The organism is Luteibacter sp. 621, from assembly GCF_050435445.1.
In the GTDB taxonomy this organism is placed as follows: domain Bacteria; phylum Pseudomonadota; class Gammaproteobacteria; order Xanthomonadales; family Rhodanobacteraceae; genus Luteibacter.
The window spans coordinates 1-16,151 of record NZ_JBNDKI010000012.1 but is presented as its reverse complement, the minus strand read 5'-3'; the positions used below and the strand labels follow the sequence as shown (position 1 = coordinate 16,151).

Below are 16,151 nucleotides of genomic sequence, written 5' to 3'. Positions count from 1 at the left end.
GATCATCCCCCCAACGCATCCAGGCAACCGGCCATGCAACGCGCTCCCGCCCTCTTCGTCTCCCATGGCGCCCCTACGTTCGCGCTGGAGCCCGGCTTGCTGGGTAGCCAGCTCACCACCCTGGGGGAGCGGCTGGCGAACGCAACGGCGATCGTCGTGGTATCGCCGCACTGGCAGACCTGTGGGGTGCGCGTTAGCGGTGCGCCGCGGCCGGCGACGATCCACGATTTCGGTGGCTTTGCGCCCGAGCTCTACACGCTGGGCTATCCCGCGCCGGGCCTGCCTTCACTGGCCGCGGAAACGGCGGGCCTGCTCATCGAGCATGAGTTCACTGCACTGGTGGATGGTGAGCGTGGCCTCGATCATGGCGCGTGGGTGCCATTGCGCTACCTGCGCCCGGCGGCAGATATCCCCGTGCTGCAGGTGTCCATGCCGCATAACCTGGATGTCGCGTCGGCGCTGCGCCTTGGCCGGGCATTAGCGCCCTTGCGTGATCGTGGCGTCGCCATCCTGGGCTCGGGCAGCCTCACGCATAACCTTCGCGAAGCACGGGTAACCCGGGAGCCGGAAGACTACGCCAGGGCATTTGCCGCCTGGGCGCGCAGCGCGGTGCTCGCCGGCGATACGGAGGCCCTGCGCGATTACCGCAGCCACGCGCCCTCGGCCCTGCGTGCCCACCCCACCGACGAACACTACCTACCCTTGCTGGTCGCGGCGGGGGCGGCGGGCAACGACACGCCACGGGTGATCGATGGAGGGGTAACCTATGGCGTGCTGTCGATGGATTGCTACGCCTGGGGCATCCACTGAGTAAGTGTTTTTACCCGGGCGCTATTGACGTGTAATTTTTACCGGGTAATATCTGGCGGGTCCCGGTTTAAGGAAGACCCCCATGCATACGAACTACACCGCATTCGATGGCGCCGCCCGTGTTGCTACGGGTGCGCTGGCCGTGGTGGCCGAGCGCTGCAAGGCCCTGCTCGATGGCGAGCCCAACGCCAGCCCCATCATCTACGACGACAGTACCGGCCGCCCGGTAGATATTGATTATCGCGGTACCACGCACGATGTGCTGGCACGCCTGCCGGCCGGCGAAGGCGCACCCGCGCGTCGCGGGCCGGGCCGCCCGAAGCTGGGAGTGGTCGCTCGCGAAGTGACGCTACTGCCGCGTCACTGGGAATGGCTGGCGACGCAGCCGGGCGGTGCCTCCGTGGCGCTGCGCCGGCTGGTCGAGAACGCCAGCCGCGAGAACGCCGATGCCGACCGCACGCGCGTCGCGAGCGAAGCCGTCGACCGGGTGATGCTGGCACTGGCTGGCAACCTGGGCGGCTACGAAGAAGCCTCGCGTGCGTTCCACCGCCGCGATGCCGAACGGTTCACGGCGTTGACCGAGGGTTGGCCTACCGATGTGCGTGATTACGTGCGGGGGTTGGCGGCGGCTGTTCTGTCGCCGTGACGTACACCCATCGCGCGCAAGCGCGCTCCTACAGGGCGTCGGTGCCCTTGTAGGAGCGCGCTTGCGCGCGATGGGGATACGTCATCCCTTGCGGGCCTTACGCAGCTTCTTCCACACCTTGTAACGCTGCTTGAGCATCTTGCGGTGCTTGCGGCGTACCTTGCGTTCCTTGCGGTCGTGGTTCCACAGGTAAATCGCCGGCGTGCTCAGCAGCGTGAGCAGCTGCGACACCAGCAGGCCGCCAACGATGGCGATACCCAGCGGCCGGCGCATCTCCGAACCCACGCCGAAACCGATGGCCAGCGGCAGTGCCGCGCCCATCGCCACCAGCGTGGTCATAGTGATCGGGCGGAAACGCACCAGCGCGGCCTGGCGGATGGCTTCGACCGGCGACATGCCTTGCTCACGCTGCGCTGTTAAGGCGAAATCCACCATCAAAATCGCGTTCTTCTTCACGATGCCGATCAACAGCAACACCGAGATGATCGCCATCAACGTGAGCTGCGTCTGCGTCACCAGCATCGCCAGGAACGCACCCGCGCCCGCCGCGGGGAGCGTCGAAAGAATCGTGAGCGGGTGGCCAAGGCTCTCGTAAAGAATGCCTAGCACGATGTACACCGCCAGGATCGCACCAATCAGCAGCACCATGCCGTTGGACTGCGCATCCTTCAGGCGCTGGTTTGCACCGGTGAAATCCATGCGCACGCCTTCGGGCAGGTTGAGCTTCGCCACCGCCTGCTCTACCAGTGTGTTGCCCTTGTCGGCAGTGATCTTCGGCGCGAGGTTATAGGTGACATCGGCCGATTCGAGCTGGTTCTGGTGGGTGACCGCACTGGGCGTGCTGATGGGCGCGATATGCGCCACCGCCGAAAGCGGCACCATGTTGCCCACGCTGTTCTTCACATAGGTGTTCAACAGCGACTCGGGCGAAAGCGATTGTGCAGCCGCCGCGGTCAGCACCACCCAATACTGGTTGATGTCGGAGTAGATGACCGACACCTGGCGCTGGCCGAACGCGTTGTACAGCGCCGTATCGATCATGCCCATGCCGATCTGCAGGCGGCTGGCCGCATCGCGGTCCACCTGCAGCATCTGCTGCTTGCCGACCACGTCGAAATCGCTGCCGACGTCCTTGAACTCCTTCATGCCGCGCATGATCTGCACCAGCTTCAGGGTCCACGGCTCAAGGCTTTCGCCGCCGGTGCTGATCAGCTGGAACGAGTACTGGCCACGGTTGCTGTTGCCGCCACCGCCACCGAGGAACTGCACCGGGTTAAAGAACACCTGGACGTCGGAGATCTTTTCGTACTCCTTGCCCATCCGGTCCATGATCTCCTTGATCGACTCCTGGCGATGATCCGGCCCGCTGCCCTTGGGCTTGAGGTCGATGAACATCAGGCCCTGGTTGCCCACGGCACCGCCGTTGTCGCCGCCCAGGATCGCGGTGACATCGGCCACCGTGGAATCCTTCTGCATGATCTCGGCCACGCGCTTCAGGCGCCGGGTCATTTCATCGGGCGAGATATTGGCATCGGCGGTGATCTCCGCCTGCAGCATGCCGGTGTCTTCGTCGGGCATGAAGTTGCCGCCCGCCGTGGCGACCACGCCCCAGGCCAGCACGAACGTGGCGACCAGCAGCGTGATCGGCTGCCAGCGCATGATCCGGCGGTGGCGCATGGCCCAGTCCAGGCCGCGCTCGTACAGGCGCAGGAAGCCCTTGTCGAACCGCTCAAGGGCCCTTTCCAGGCGACCCGGCACGCGGTCGGGTTCGTCGTGCTTCAGGTAGCGCGCGCAAAGCGCAGGCGTAAGTGTCAGCGATACCACGGCGGAAATGAGCACCGCCGCCGCCAGGGTCACCGAGAACTCGCGCAGGAGCTTGGTGATCATGTTGTTGCCGAACAGCAGTGGCGCGAATACGGCCACCAGCGAGATGGTGATGGAGATGACCGTGAAGCCGATCTCGCGCACACCTTCCAGTGAGGCCGGCATCGGCGCCGAGCCGTTCTCCATGTGGCGCACGATGTTCTCGATCACCACGATCGCATCGTCCACGACGAAGCCGATACACAGCACCAGCGCCATCAGCGACATGGTGTTCAGGGTGTAGCCCAGCGTCCACATCACTACGAAGGCGCCCGCCAGCGATAGCGGCACGCTCAGCGTCGCGATGAGCGTGGGGCCCAGCCGGCGCAGGAACACCAGCATCACCAGGCACACCATCACGATCGAGATCATCAGCGCGACCTTCACCTCGTGCAGCGCTGATTGGGTGGTCTGGGTCAGGTCGAAGATGGGGGTGACGACCGCATCGGCCGGCAGCATGGCGCGGAAACGTGGCAGTGCCGCGCGGATGGCGTTGGCCGTCTCGATCGAGTTGGCTTCGGGGCGCTTGCTGATCTGCATGGTGACCGAGCGTTCGCCCTGGAACCACGCCTTCTGGTAGATGTCCTGCTGGCCGCTGGTGACCTTGGCTATATCCGACAGGCGCACCGGCGTGTCGTTGCGCATGGCGACCAGGATGCGTGCGAATTCATCCGCGTCGCGCAGGCCATCGTTGGCGATCACGGTCATTTGCGAGCGGCCGTCCGAGAGCAGCCCCTGCGGTGAATTGACGTTGGCCGCCTGCAGCGCGTTCGACACGTCGTTCGTGGTCAGCCCCTTCGTCGAAAGGGCATTCGTATCCAGTTCCACGCGCACCGCATGGGGCGTGCCGCCGAACACCTGCACGCGTGCCACGCCATCGATCTGCGAAACCGTGGGCCGGATCAGCGTATCGACCACATCGAACAGCTTGTCCGCCGGCATCGTCTTCGAGGTGAACGAGACCAGCAGCACGGGGATTTGCCCCGTATCGAACTTGAAGTACTGCGGCGGGCTGGGCATGCCCGCGGGAAGATCGGCGATGGACGCGTTGATAGCGGCCTGCACGTCGCGCGCGGCGGCATCGGTGGAGCGGTCCATGGTGAAGCGGATACGGACGAAGCCTGCGCCTTCGGTACTGTTTGAGTACATCTGGTCGACGCCCGGGATCTGGCCCAGGTGGCGTTCCAGCGGCGCGATGATGGTGTTCGCCATCGTCTGCGCATTGGCGCCCGGCATCTGCGCCTGGATGAATACCGCCGGCACCTCGATCGAGGGCAGCGCGGCCACGCCCAGCAGCATGTAGGCCAGTATGCCGGCCAGCGTGAGGCCCGCCGCGAGCAGCGACGTTCCCCGGGGCCGGCGAATGAAAGGAGCAAAGAAATTCACGACACATCCTGTGACAGCGGGAAAGTCCCGCGCCGCGCACTTTATGCCGTTACGGTGCCATCCGTCGCCTGTGCCGTCCGTCAGCCCCCTGCCGAAAGGCAGGGGAAGGCTGTTTAAGCAGCTATCCCCCGATGGATGACCGCCTTGCTGTAGGAGCGGGGGGGGGGGGGGGGGGGGGGGGGGGGGCGCCCCCCCCCCCCCCCCCCCCCCCCCCCCCCGCTCCTACAGGGGGTGGGGCCATTCGCGGATGGCCCGGTGTGCGTTACCGCTTACGGGACGGGCGCGAAGCGCACCGTCACGTAGTAGGTGCGGCCCAGCTGGTTGTAGTACGCCGCCGTCTCATAGCGCTTGTCCGCCACATTGGCCACGCGACCCTGCACGCTCCAGGCGTTGTCCACGTGCCAGGTGGCGCGCAGGTCAGCGGTGGTGTAGCCGCCAAGGCGGGTGGTGTTGGCCGCATCGTCGTAGCTGTAACCCGCGGCGTACACCGAGCCGCCCAGCGTGAATGCGCCCAGGTCCTTGTCCAGGTCCACGCGGCCGGTGCGGCGCGGGCGGCGGGCCAGCAGGTTGTCTTCCTGCGGGCCGCTATCGCGGTTCAGCGGCTGCTGCAGCGTCAGGTAGGTACGCACGTGCCAGCCATCCACATCGGCGCCCAGCTGGCCTTCCAGCCCGCGGATGCGCGCCTGGCTCACGTTGATCGGCAGGAAGTTGGCGTCGTAGCCGATCAGGTCATCCACCTTGGTCTGGTAGGCGTTCACCGCCCAGTTCCAGATGCCCGGGCCGCCGCTCAGGCCGATCTCGGCCGTGCGCGACTTCTCCGGCTTCAGCGAGACGGGCGCACCGTAGGGGTAGTACTCGTCGTTGAAGGTCGGCGCATGGAACGCCGTGCCGTACGACGCGGTGATGCGCATGCCGTTATCGAAGCGGAAGCCGTACGCCGCCGAGCCGGTGTTGTGGTTGCCGAACTGGTTGTTGTGGTCGTGGCGCGCGGAGAGCTGGATCTCGTGCGGCCCGAACACGCCCTGGTACAGGGCGAACACGCCGGTGTTGTTGCGGGTGGTCTTGAGATAATCCGTATCGCTATCCAGCTTCTCCTGCTGGTAATCCACGCCCGCGCTCAGGGTCTGGCCCGGCGCCAGGGTGAAATCGTTCTGCCAGGCGGCCTGGTTGCGCTTGGAGTACAGGTAACCCATGCGCAGCTTATCGGCGCCCACGTGCGGATTGAAGTCTGCGTCGTACCAGGTCTTTTCCGAACCGTTGAGGTAGTTGTCCGCGCGGTCCTGGTTCTGGCCCAGGCTTACCGACATGCGCCAGTCGGCCATGGCGTCGAAGCTGAGCTTGCCGCCAGCGACCTGCTGCGAACGGCGGGTCAGGTTCTGGAAATCACCGTCATATTCGATGGTGCCCTTGCTGCGCAGCCAGCTGCCGGTGAGCTCGGTGCCGTCATCCCAGCGGTAGCCGCCCGAGAGCGCGCCGTTGTAGGTGCGGTAGGCATCGTGATCCGGCTCATCGGTGAAACAACCCTTGCCAGCGTCGGCGGCGCCGATGCGGCAGGCGTTGATGCCCGCGGTGTACTGGCCGCCCAGGCTGGCGTTGTACCAGCCGTGCGTGGTGCCACCGGAAACGCCGACCTGGCCGGCGGTGTAGCCATGGCTGCCACCGGTCACCGAGACCGACGGGGTCGGCGCTTCGCCGGCCTGGCCGTGGCGGGTGAAGATCTGGATGACGCCACCGATGGCGTCCGAGCCGTACAGGGTGGAGCGCGGGCCACGCACGACTTCGATGTGGTCGATCTGCTCCACGGGGAGCTGCTCGTAGGCCGGCAGGCCGGCACCCACGGTGCCGACGCGCACGCCATCGATCAGCACCAGCGTATGGGCCGAGTTGGTGCCGCGCATGAACATCGAGGTCTGCTGGCCGAGGCCGCCGGTGTTGGCCATGACCACGCCGGGCAGGCCGGTGAGCAGGTCCTGCACGCTGGTGGGCTGCAGGCGCTCGATATCGTCGCGGGTGATCACGGTGACCGGGGCGAGCACCTCGTCCAGCGGGGTGGGCGCGCGGTTGGCGGTGACGACGACCGAGGGCAGCGTTTCCGGGGCGTCGGCGGCATGCGCGATGGCGATGGACGACAGCAGGGCTGTCGCGAGCAGGGTCTTCTTCATGTGTGGAGCGTCCTCGTGCCGCAGGGCGGCAAGTCTTTAAACCGGGACGGCCACGGGGGAGGAGCGAACGGCGCACGGGCAGCGGGGCCCGGAGGCTGTCCGGATCCGCCCGCCGCGAATCGTCCGAAACAGGTTCACCCCCGCGGCCATGGCTGGCGCAGGGGGTGTTTCGGGCCGGTCTCCGGACTCGCCCTTGCCGCGCTCGCGGATTCTTCCGGCGCCTTCCCACCCCGTTCGGAGCAGTGGCCAAGGCCGGACAGAACGGGGGTGTTCCCCTGGGGCTTACCGTTGCGGGGGCAGTGCCGGCCTTGCCGCTTCAGCGGCGCACCGGCTTCCCGTTTCATCCTTACCGCCATGGAGGCGGGTGGACACCCGAACGGGGGCATTCTAGCGGTGATTGGGCGGGATCGGAGGGAATCAGTTCATTCGCCTCGGCGAATGCATGCGTTGAGCGGCTTGCGCCGCCTTAGGCTGGGGGTCGTCGGGGTCGGTGGTGGGCAGGCCCCTGGGGCCGCCAGTCGCGGACCTTCGGACCGGGCCGTAGGCAGCCTCATCGCGATAAGCGAATCGCCCGGCGGCCCTCCGCTCATGTCGGCCCCAGGGGCCTGCCCACCGCCGAGTCCAAACGCCCCGTTTCATGCGCCACAAGCCACCATATCGGTGCGGTCACCCCTGTAGGAGCGCGCTCGCGCGCGATCACCTCACGAAGCGGCGATGCCGGACACCCCCCATTGAACCATGCGTCCGGACACTGGTTTGCGGACAGGCCACCGTCCGCGGACGCGCCGATGATCAACGCGCAGACCACGGGACACGGCCTCGCAGCGCCCTTCGTTAAGCACCGCGCACGTTGGCACGGCGCATGCACTCTCCAAGACAAGGGGCCTCGACGCCCCATCGACCTAAACCAAGGAGACCGACCATGAAAACCGAAACCTTCCTGCTGAAGACCTTCTTCGTCGCCGCCGTGCTGACGTGCGTGCTGACCATGGGTGCGATCGTGACGAGTGGCGCGGGTAGCGTGCCGGCGACGGTGATTGCCAGCGCGCAGTGAGCGACGTGCGGAAGCACACGATGGCGTTTCCGCATCGCTGCTTCGTGAGGCATCGCGCGCAAGCGCGCTCCTACAGGAAGAGCGCAAAGCCGAAGGCGAGCCTGATCAGGCGGTGTAGACGCGCTGGCCGCCGATCCAGGTTTCGACCACGTGGTGGGTATCGTCCAGCACCACGAAATCCGCGCGGAAGCCCGCGGCGATGTGGCCGTGCGTCGCACCCAGGCCCAGGAACGCCGCCGGGTACGTCGATGCCATGCGCGCCGCCTCATCGTAAGGCACGCCCACCATATTGATCGTATTGCGCACCGCCGAGGCCATATCCAGCGCCGAGCCGGCCAGCGTGCCATCGGCCGTCTGGCAGACACCATCCTTCGCCGTGATCGTCTCGCCCTTCAGCACGAAATTCGGGTTATCCGAACCCACCGGCGGCATCGCATCGGTCACCAGCATCATCTTCTCGCGCGTCTTCGCCGCGATCGCGACGCGCAGCGATGCCGGATGCACGTGGTGGCCATCCACGATCAGGCCACACCAGCTCGCGTGATCTTCCAGCGCGGCGCCGACCACGCCCGGCTCGCGGCTGGTGAACGGCGTCATCGCATTGAAGAGATGAGTGAAGCCGCGCACGCCCATGGCCAGCGCGTTGCGCGTCGTCTCGTAGTCGGCGGCGGTATGGCCCGCGCAGACGATCACGCCGTTATCGACCAGCTGCTTCAGCACGTCATCGCTGGCGCGCTCTGGCGCCAGGGTGAGCAAGGTCACGCCACCGTGGCGGCGCGCCACCATGGCGATGTCATCCGCGCCGGCGATACGGAATTTGGCCGGATCGTGCACGCCCTTGCGTTCCGGCGCGATGAACGGGCCTTCCAGGTGCACGCCGAGCACGCCGGGTACGCCCTGCTCCACCGCTTCGTTCACGGCATCGATGGCGCGCGACATCACTTCGGCATCGTCGCTGATCAGCGTGGGCAGGAAGCCTGTCGTGCCGTACTTCGCGTGCGCCTCGCCGATCGCGCGGATCGTATCGACGGTCGGCGCGTCGTTGAACAGCACGCCGCCACCACCGTTTACCTGGCAATCGATGAAGCCCGGCAGCAACGTCCGCCCGCCCAGGTCGTGCCGTTCGGCCGCGCGCACGCGCGGATCCGATGGCAGGGCGAGCCCGGTGATCTTGTCATCATCGACCAGCACCGCGAAGCCGGTCTGGAAGCCGTTGTCGGTCAGCACGCGGCCGTTGACGAGGGCGAGGGTCATGGCGAAGTCCTTCGATTCAGATCAGGTATCAGACGGTTTCCGTCACCTTGTTGAGGTGCGGCGGGACATCGGGATTGAAGCCGCGCTTGAGCGCGAGGGCCGCGGTGGCGCGGTAAAAGCTCTGCACGGTGACCAGCGGCGCCGCGATCGGCGCGGTCGCGACCAGCGGCAGCACGCCATCGCCCGTCGCGCCCGGTGCGGCAACCCACACCTTGGCGCCACGCTTGCGGAATTCGGCGGCGACATCGAGCACGCCCGGCAGGGTGTCGTCGTTCTGCGCGAAGAACAGCACCGGGAAATCGGGGCCCACCAGCGCCATCGGGCCGTGCTTCACTTCCGCCGCGCTGAACGCCTCGGCGTGCAGGCCACAGGTTTCCTTGAACTTCAGCGCCGCTTCGAGGGCCCCGGCAAAGCCGAAGCCGCGGCCGACGACGAACAGGTTGTGTCCATCGACCAGGCCATCAGTCAGGGCGGACCAGTCGGCGTCCCACCCCTGGCGCAGCTGCGCCGGCAGCGCGGTGAGCGCATCGGCGATCTCGGGCTTGCCGCTCCAGCGGGCGGCGATGTGCAGGATGGCGAACAGCGCGCCGAGATAGCTCTTGGTCGCGGCCACGCTCTTCTCGGGGCCGGCATGCAGCGGCACGACCACATCGGCGACGGCCGCCAGCGGCGAATCAACCACGTTGACCAGGGCGACCACGTAGGCACCGGCGCGCTTGGCCGCTTCGGCATTGCGGACCAGATCCGGGCTCTTGCCCGATTGCGATACCGCGACATACAGCGCGCCATCCAGGTGCTGGTCGGCGTGGTAGATGGAGGTGACCGAGGGCGATGCCGAGGCGGTGACCACGCCCAGCTGCGTCTCGAATACGTACTTGCCGTACATGGCCGCGTGGTCGGAGCTGCCGCGGGCGCAGGTGATGACCATGCGCGGCGGGTGGGCGCGCAGGCGCTCGGCCAGCGCGGCAATCACCGGCTCGTTATGGGCGAGCTGGCGCTCCACGACCTCGGCGGTCTCGTGCGCTTCGCGGAACATCAGGGTGTCTTGCGGCTGGATGGTCATGGTGGCTTTCGGCTTGTCAGTCGCTTTGCAGTTCCGCCACGAAATCGTAGATATCGCCGCGGTACCAGGAGTTGGTGAACTCGACGATGCGTCCGTCGTCGAGGAAGCTGCGCCGCTCAATGTTCAGGCCGGCGCTACCGGTGGGCAGGCGCAGCAGGCGGAGCTGGGCGGGGCCCAGCACCACGGCGCGCAGGCGTTGCAGGGCGCGGGTGGGCCGGTTGCCCAGCTTATCCAGCGCTTCGTACAGGGAATCCTCGACCAGGCCCGGGTCGGGCAACAGGGCCAGCGGCACCGCGCTGCGCTCGATGGCCAGGGGTTCATCGCCCGCGTAGCGCAAGCGGTGCAGGCGTACCACCTGGGTGCCTGGCGACAGGTTCATCGCCATGGCCTCCTCGGGGTTCACTTCGCCGATCGCCTTTTCGAAGAACTCCGAGCGCGGGTTCAGGCCGCGGGCACGCAGGTCCTCGGTGAAGCTGGTCATGCGCGAGAGCGGCTTCACGATCCGCTCGGAAACGAACGTGCCGGCGCCATGGCGCTGGGTCAGCAGGCCATCCTCGACCAGGCCGCCGATCGCCTTGCGCACCGTGACCCGGGACAGGGTGAGGGCCCTGGCCAGGTCGCGTTCGCTAGGCAGGGCGTGGCCCACCTGCACCTCGCCGTTCTCGATCACATTGCGGATGGCCCGGCGCAAACGCATGTACGCCAGCGGCAGGCGGGCGGCCGGGTCGGACTGCAGGCGCTGGTATTCGGCGACGAGGGCGGGTTCCATTCGGCGAAGATACCAATACCTGACCACTGGGGCAAGGCGGTCTGGTCCCGAGAAGACCGGCCGTTTGACCGAACGGTTGTTTGCACGATCTAAAACCCCGTGAAAACGTTTCCGTTGTGTGATCACTAAGTTACGTAGAGAGGAAGCATCCACCGAGTGGTACGGGGCTGGTACGCCGTGGTATGACACTGGTACGATCGAGCGGAACCCCTGATGCAACCCTCAAGAGGCACTGTCGTGAGCGCTCCCTCCCTCCCGGTCGAACCCTTTGACCTGGTTATCTTCGGCGGCACGGGCGACCTCGCCGTGCGCAAGCTCCTCCCCGCGATGTACCACCGGTTCATCGATGGCCAGATCCAGCCGCGCAGCCGGATCATCGGCGTGGCGCGCGAAGGCCTGGACGATGCCGGTTACCGCGAGCAGGTGCGCGCGGCTGTAGAGAAGAGTGTCTCCCACGTCGCGCCGGCCCAGCTGGATGCCTTCATCCAGATGATCGGCTACCGCTCGCTCGATGCGCGCAAGGCCGATGGCTGGGATGAGTTCGCCGCGCTGATGGCCGAGCACAAGGAACACATCCGTGTGTTCTACCTCTCGACCTCGCCGGAAATCTTCACCGATATCTGCCAGCGCCTGGGCAGCCTTGGCCTGAACGGCGAAGGGTCGCGCGTGGTGCTGGAAAAGCCGATCGGCCGCGATCTGCAAAGCGCCAACGCCATCAACGATGCGGTAGCCAAGGTATTCACCGAATCGCAGACCTACCGCATCGACCATTACCTGGGTAAGGAAACGGTGCAGAACCTGCTGGCGCTGCGCTTTGGCAACGCCCTGTTCGAGCCGCTGTGGAATGCCCAGCACATCGACCACGTGCAGATCACCGTGGCCGAGACCGTGGGCGTGGGCCACCGCGCCGGTTACTACGACCGTGCGGGCGCCCTGCGCGACATGGTCCAGAACCACATCCTGCAGCTCCTGTGCATGCTTGCCATGGAGCCGCCTTCGTCGCTGGCACCCGATGCGGTGCGCGATGAAAAGCTCAAGGTGCTGCGCTCGCTCCGCCCCATCAACGGCGCGAACGCAGCCCAGCTCACCGTGCGCGGCCAGTACCGTGCCGGTGCAGCGGAAGGTCAGGGCGTTCCGGGTTACTTCGAAGAACTCGGCAGCGACCAGTCAAAAACCGAAACCTTCGTCGCCCTCAAGGCGGAGATCGGTAACTGGCGCTGGGCCGGCGTGCCGTTTTACCTGCGCACCGGCAAACGCCTTCCCAATCGCGTCTCGGAGATCGTGGTCACGTTCCGTGCGTTGCCGCATTCCATCTTCGATCCCGCGAGCGGCCCGCTCCTGCCCAACCGCCTGACGCTGCGCCTGCAGCCGGACGAGGGCGTGAAGCTGTGGCTGACGATCAAGCATCCGGGTCCGGGCGGCCTGCGCCTGCGCCACGTGCCGCTCGACATGAGTTTCGCGGCGGCGTTCGGTGTGCAGCAGCCCGATGCCTACGAGCGGCTCATCCTCGATGTCGTGCGTGGCAACCCGACCCTGTTCATGCGCCGCGATGAAGTGGAAGCGGCGTGGAACTGGGCCGGTCCCATCCTCGACGCCTGGGAGGCAAGCGGCGATACGCCGAAGCCGTACACCGCAGGTACCTGGGGTCCCAGCGCCGCCGTGGCGCTTATCGAACGCGATGGCCGCACCTGGGCCGAGGACGCCGCATGAACGCAAAGATCATCCGCAACGAATACGCCGACAAGCTCACGCTCGCCGACAAGCTGGCGCGCGATATCGCGTCGAAGCTGGACGCCGCCATCAAGGCGCGCGGCAAGGCCACCCTCGCCGTTTCCGGCGGCGGCACGCCCAAGCAGATGTTCGCCGTGCTGTGCGAGCAGGAAATCGACTGGTCGAAGGTGACCATCACGCTGGTCGACGAGCGTTGGGTCGATACCGATAGCGATCGTTCGAACGCGCGCCTGGTCGCCGAGCACCTGCTGCACCACGAAGCGCACACCGCGACCTTCGTCCCGCTGTTCGACAAGGCGCACAAGGATGACGTCGATGCCGCGCTTGGCGACGTCGGCAAGCGCATCGATGCGCTCGGCAAGCTCGATGTCGTCATTCTCGGCATGGGCCCCGATGGGCATACCGCGTCGTTCTTCCCCGGTGGCGATAACCTTGCCGAAGCACTGGATCCGAACGGCAAGAAGGCCGTGATCTCCATGCGCGCCGGCGGCGCCGGCGAGCCGCGCATCACGCTCACGCTGCCGCGCGTGCTCGACGCCGGCACGCTGTACCTGCATATCGAAGGCAACGACAAGAAGGAACTGCTCGCCAGGGCGGAAGCCGGCGAAGACGTGCCCATCCGCGCCGTGCTCACGCAGGATCGCGTGCCCCTCCACGTCTTCTGGGCGCCCTGAACGGCGCCGTGATTTAACCGGTCAAAGCCTGAGAACACCGCCATGACCCTGCACCCCGTCCTCGCCGAGGTGACCCAGCGCATTGTCGAGCGCAGCCACGCCACGCGCACGGCCTACCTCGCCAAGATCGATGCCGCGCGCGGCAACGGCGCCAAGCGCCATCACCTGTCCTGCGGCAACCTTGCCCATGGCTTCGCCGCCTCGTGCGAGCCGGATAAAGATGCGCTGCGCAACGGCCATGCGGCCAATATCGCGATCGTCACCGCGTACAACGACATGCTTTCCGCGCACCAGCCGTACGAGGGCTATCCGGAGCGCATCCGCACCATCGCGCGCCGCTATGGCGCCACCGCGCAGGTCGCTGGCGGCGTCCCTGCCATGTGCGATGGCGTGACCCAGGGCCGTCCGGGCATGGAGCTGTCGCTGTTCTCACGTGATCTGATCGCCATGGCCACCGCCGTGTCGCTCTCGCACGATATGTACGAAGGCGCGCTCTATCTGGGCATCTGCGACAAGATCGTGCCGGGCATGATGATCGGCGCCCTCTCCTTCGGCCACCTCGCCAGCGCATTCGTGCCCTCGGGCCCGATGCCGTCGGGTATCCCCAACGAAGAGAAATCGAAGGTGCGCCAGGCCTTCGCCGCCGGCAAGGCCACGCGGGCGGAACTGCTGGAAGCGGAGGCACGCTCGTACCATGGCGCGGGCACCTGCACGTTCTACGGTACCGCCAACTCCAACCAGATGCTCATGGAAATCATGGGTGTGCACCTGCCGGGTTCGAGCTTCGAACTGCCCGACACGCCACTGCGCCACGCCCTGACCGAGGCGACCGTGGAGCGCGTGCTCGCCAGCGATTGCATGGGCGAGCACTACATGCCTATCGGCCGCATCATCGATGAGCGGGCGATCGTCAACGGCGTGGTCGGCCTGCATGCCACCGGTGGTTCCACCAACCACCTGCTGCACCTCGTCGCGATCGCGCGTGCCGCGGGCATCGATCTGCGCTGGGACGATTTCGACGCACTGTCGTCGGTCGTGCCCCTGCTGGCACGCGTGTATCCGAATGGCTACGCGGACGTGAACCACTTCCACGACGCGGGCGGCATGGGCTTCCTGATGGATCAGCTGCTTAGCGCGGGGCTGCTGCACAACGATGTGAATACCATCATGGGCCACGGGCTGGAGGCCTACCGGCGCTACCCGGCGCTCGAGGATGGCAAGCTCGCCTGGCATCCCGTTTCGAAGGAGAGCGGCAACCGCGGCGTGCTGCGCGCCATCAGCGAACCGTTCCGTGCCGATGGCGGCCTGCGCATGCTCAAGGGCAACCTCGGTCGCGGCGTCATCAAGGTGTCGTCGGTGCCGGAAGACCGCATGATCATCGAGGCACCGGCCATCGTGTTCGACGAACAGGATGACGTAAAGCACGCCTTCGATCGTGGTGAACTGAACCGCGATTTCATTGCCGTCGTACGCTTCCAGGGCCCGCGTGCGCGCGGCATGCCCGAGCTGCATAAGCTCACGCCAACCCTGAGCCTGCTGCAGGATCGCGGTTACCGCGTGGCGCTGGTGACCGACGGACGCATGTCCGGCGCTTCGGGCCGCGTGCCCGCGGCCATCCACGTCACGCCGGAAGCCGAAGCCGGTGGCCCGATCGCACGCATTCGCACGGGTGACATGGTGCGCCTGGATGCGGTTGCCGGCACGGTTGAAGTGCTGGTGGATGCCGACGACTGGAACAGCCGTGTTCCCGATAACGTGGACCTGGGTGTGCACCACACCGGCATGGGCCGCGAACTTTTCGCCATGTTCCGTCAGTCGGCCGTCGCGGCCGACCTCGGCGCGGGCGTGTTCTGATCAGTGGAGTAACGATGAGCAACGAAGTAAAGCAGGCCAAGGTCGCCGCCACGCTGGCCCTCGCACCGGTCGTCCCCGTGGTGATTATCGAGGATGCCTCGAAGGCCGTAGGCATGGCGCGTGCGCTGGTCGCGGGCGGCATCCCGGCGATCGAGGTGACCCTGCGCACGCCGGCCGCGCTCGACGCCGTGCGTGCGATCGCCGCCGAAGTCGAAGGCGCCTTCATCGGCGTGGGCACCGTGCTGACCGCTAAAGATCTTGAGGCCGCCTTCAAGGCGGGGGCGAAATTCGCCGTATCGCCGGGCAGCAGCCCGCGCCTGCTCGATGCGGCGGATGACCACGAACTGCCGCTGCTCCCCGGCGCCGCCACCTCCAGCGAAGCCATGGAACTGCTTGAGCGTGGCTATCGCTTCCAGAAGTTCTTCCCGGCCGTGCCGGCCGGCGGCGCCAAGCTGATCGGTGCGTGGGCCTCGCCGCTGCCGCAGATCACCTTCTGCCCGACCGGCGGTATCAGCCTCGCCAACGCCCCGGATTTCCTGGCGCTGCCGAACGTCGCCTGCGTGGGCGGCTCATGGCTCACCCCCGCCGACAAGCTCGCCGCGGGCGACTACGCCGGCATCGAAGCGCTGGCCCGCGAAGCGGCACAGCTCAAGCGCAAGGCGTAACAACGGCCTGCGGGGCGCCATCGTGCCGATGGGCGCTGGCGACATGGCTCGCATGCTCTTGTAGGAGCGGGGGGGGGGGGGGGGGGGGGGGGGGGGGGGGGCCCCCGCCCCCGCGCGCCGGGGGGCCGGCCCCCCCCCCCCCCCCCGCGGCCAAAAAAAAAACACACAGCGCGGGCGGGGGTGTTTTGTTTTGAGTGGGGGGTGGGGGGGGTGATGTGTG

At 66.8% G+C, this 16,151-nt stretch carries 12 protein-coding genes and 1 riboswitch; of the genes, 7 read left to right on the top strand and 5 right to left on the bottom strand.

Annotated features, from left to right (window positions below; translation table 11 throughout):
• Window positions 1-33: 33 nt before the first annotated feature.
• Both ABIE56_RS13760 and ABIE56_RS13755 read left to right on the top strand, forming a co-directional pair.
• Window positions 34-810: a dioxygenase family protein gene (locus ABIE56_RS13760; RefSeq protein WP_429244354.1), complete on the top strand. Its 777-nt coding sequence runs from the start codon at window positions 34-36 to the stop codon at window positions 808-810.
• An 82-nt stretch (window positions 811-892) separates the two neighbouring features.
• Entirely contained in the window at window positions 893-1,456 is a 564-nt protein-coding gene (locus tag ABIE56_RS13755) for a DUF2239 family protein (protein ID WP_429244353.1), read from the top strand.
• 81 nt (window positions 1,457-1,537) lie between these two features.
• Here the strand turns inward: ABIE56_RS13755 and ABIE56_RS13750 are convergent, their stop codons facing one another.
• Together ABIE56_RS13750 and ABIE56_RS13745 are read right to left on the bottom strand one after the other, a co-directional pair.
• Window positions 1,538-4,705, bottom strand: coding sequence for an efflux RND transporter permease subunit (locus tag ABIE56_RS13750; RefSeq protein WP_429244352.1), 3,168 nt, complete (start codon window positions 4,703-4,705; stop codon window positions 1,538-1,540).
• Between the two features lie 269 nt (window positions 4,706-4,974).
• Entirely contained in the window at window positions 4,975-6,867 is a 1,893-nt protein-coding gene (locus ABIE56_RS13745) for a TonB-dependent receptor domain-containing protein (RefSeq protein WP_429244351.1), read from the bottom strand.
• Window positions 6,868-7,022: 155 nt separating this feature from the next.
• A riboswitch (cobalamin riboswitch) is annotated at window positions 7,023-7,258 on the bottom strand.
• A 531-nt stretch (window positions 7,259-7,789) separates the two neighbouring features.
• On the opposite strand from ABIE56_RS13745, the gene ABIE56_RS13740 reads away from it, so the two are divergent.
• Complete coding sequence (locus ABIE56_RS13740) at window positions 7,790-7,921, top strand: hypothetical protein (RefSeq protein ID WP_429244350.1); 132 nt, start codon at window positions 7,790-7,792, stop codon at window positions 7,919-7,921.
• Between the two features lie 105 nt (window positions 7,922-8,026).
• Here ABIE56_RS13740 and nagA read toward each other — a convergent pair whose 3' ends face one another.
• The 3 genes from nagA to ABIE56_RS13725 are packed head-to-tail and all read right to left on the bottom strand — an operon-like array spanning window position 8,027 to window position 11,007.
• The gene (gene nagA / locus ABIE56_RS13735; protein ID WP_429244349.1) at window positions 8,027-9,175 is read right to left on the bottom strand and encodes an N-acetylglucosamine-6-phosphate deacetylase; all 1,149 of its coding nucleotides are present in this window, start codon (window positions 9,173-9,175) and stop codon (window positions 8,027-8,029) included.
• 28 nt (window positions 9,176-9,203) lie between these two features.
• Entirely contained in the window at window positions 9,204-10,238 is a 1,035-nt protein-coding gene (locus tag ABIE56_RS13730) for an SIS domain-containing protein (protein ID WP_429244348.1), read from the bottom strand.
• A 16-nt stretch (window positions 10,239-10,254) separates the two neighbouring features.
• Entirely contained in the window at window positions 10,255-11,007 is a 753-nt protein-coding gene (locus ABIE56_RS13725) for a GntR family transcriptional regulator (RefSeq protein ID WP_429244347.1), read from the bottom strand.
• Window positions 11,008-11,220: 213 nt separating this feature from the next.
• Between ABIE56_RS13725 and zwf the strand changes: the two genes are divergently transcribed.
• Genes zwf through eda form a run of 4 tightly spaced genes read left to right on the top strand, consistent with a single transcriptional unit; the run spans window position 11,221 to window position 15,931 of the window.
• The gene (zwf, locus tag ABIE56_RS13720) at window positions 11,221-12,717 is read left to right on the top strand and encodes a glucose-6-phosphate dehydrogenase (RefSeq protein WP_429244346.1); all 1,497 of its coding nucleotides are present in this window, start codon (window positions 11,221-11,223) and stop codon (window positions 12,715-12,717) included.
• Window positions 12,714-13,412 carry a 6-phosphogluconolactonase gene (gene pgl / locus ABIE56_RS13715; RefSeq protein WP_429244345.1) on the top strand — a complete coding sequence of 233 codons (699 nt, stop codon included), beginning with the start codon at window positions 12,714-12,716 and terminating at the stop codon, window positions 13,410-13,412. Before zwf ends, pgl begins: the two co-directional genes overlap by 4 nt.
• A gap of 42 nt (window positions 13,413-13,454) precedes the next feature.
• Complete coding sequence (gene edd / locus ABIE56_RS13710; protein ID WP_429244344.1) at window positions 13,455-15,266, top strand: phosphogluconate dehydratase; 1,812 nt, start codon at window positions 13,455-13,457, stop codon at window positions 15,264-15,266.
• Between the two features lie 14 nt (window positions 15,267-15,280).
• On the top strand, window positions 15,281-15,931 hold the full coding sequence (gene eda / locus ABIE56_RS13705; RefSeq protein WP_429244343.1) for a bifunctional 4-hydroxy-2-oxoglutarate aldolase/2-dehydro-3-deoxy-phosphogluconate aldolase: 651 nt from the start codon (window positions 15,281-15,283) through the stop codon (window positions 15,929-15,931).
• Window positions 15,932-16,151 lie beyond the last annotated feature (220 nt).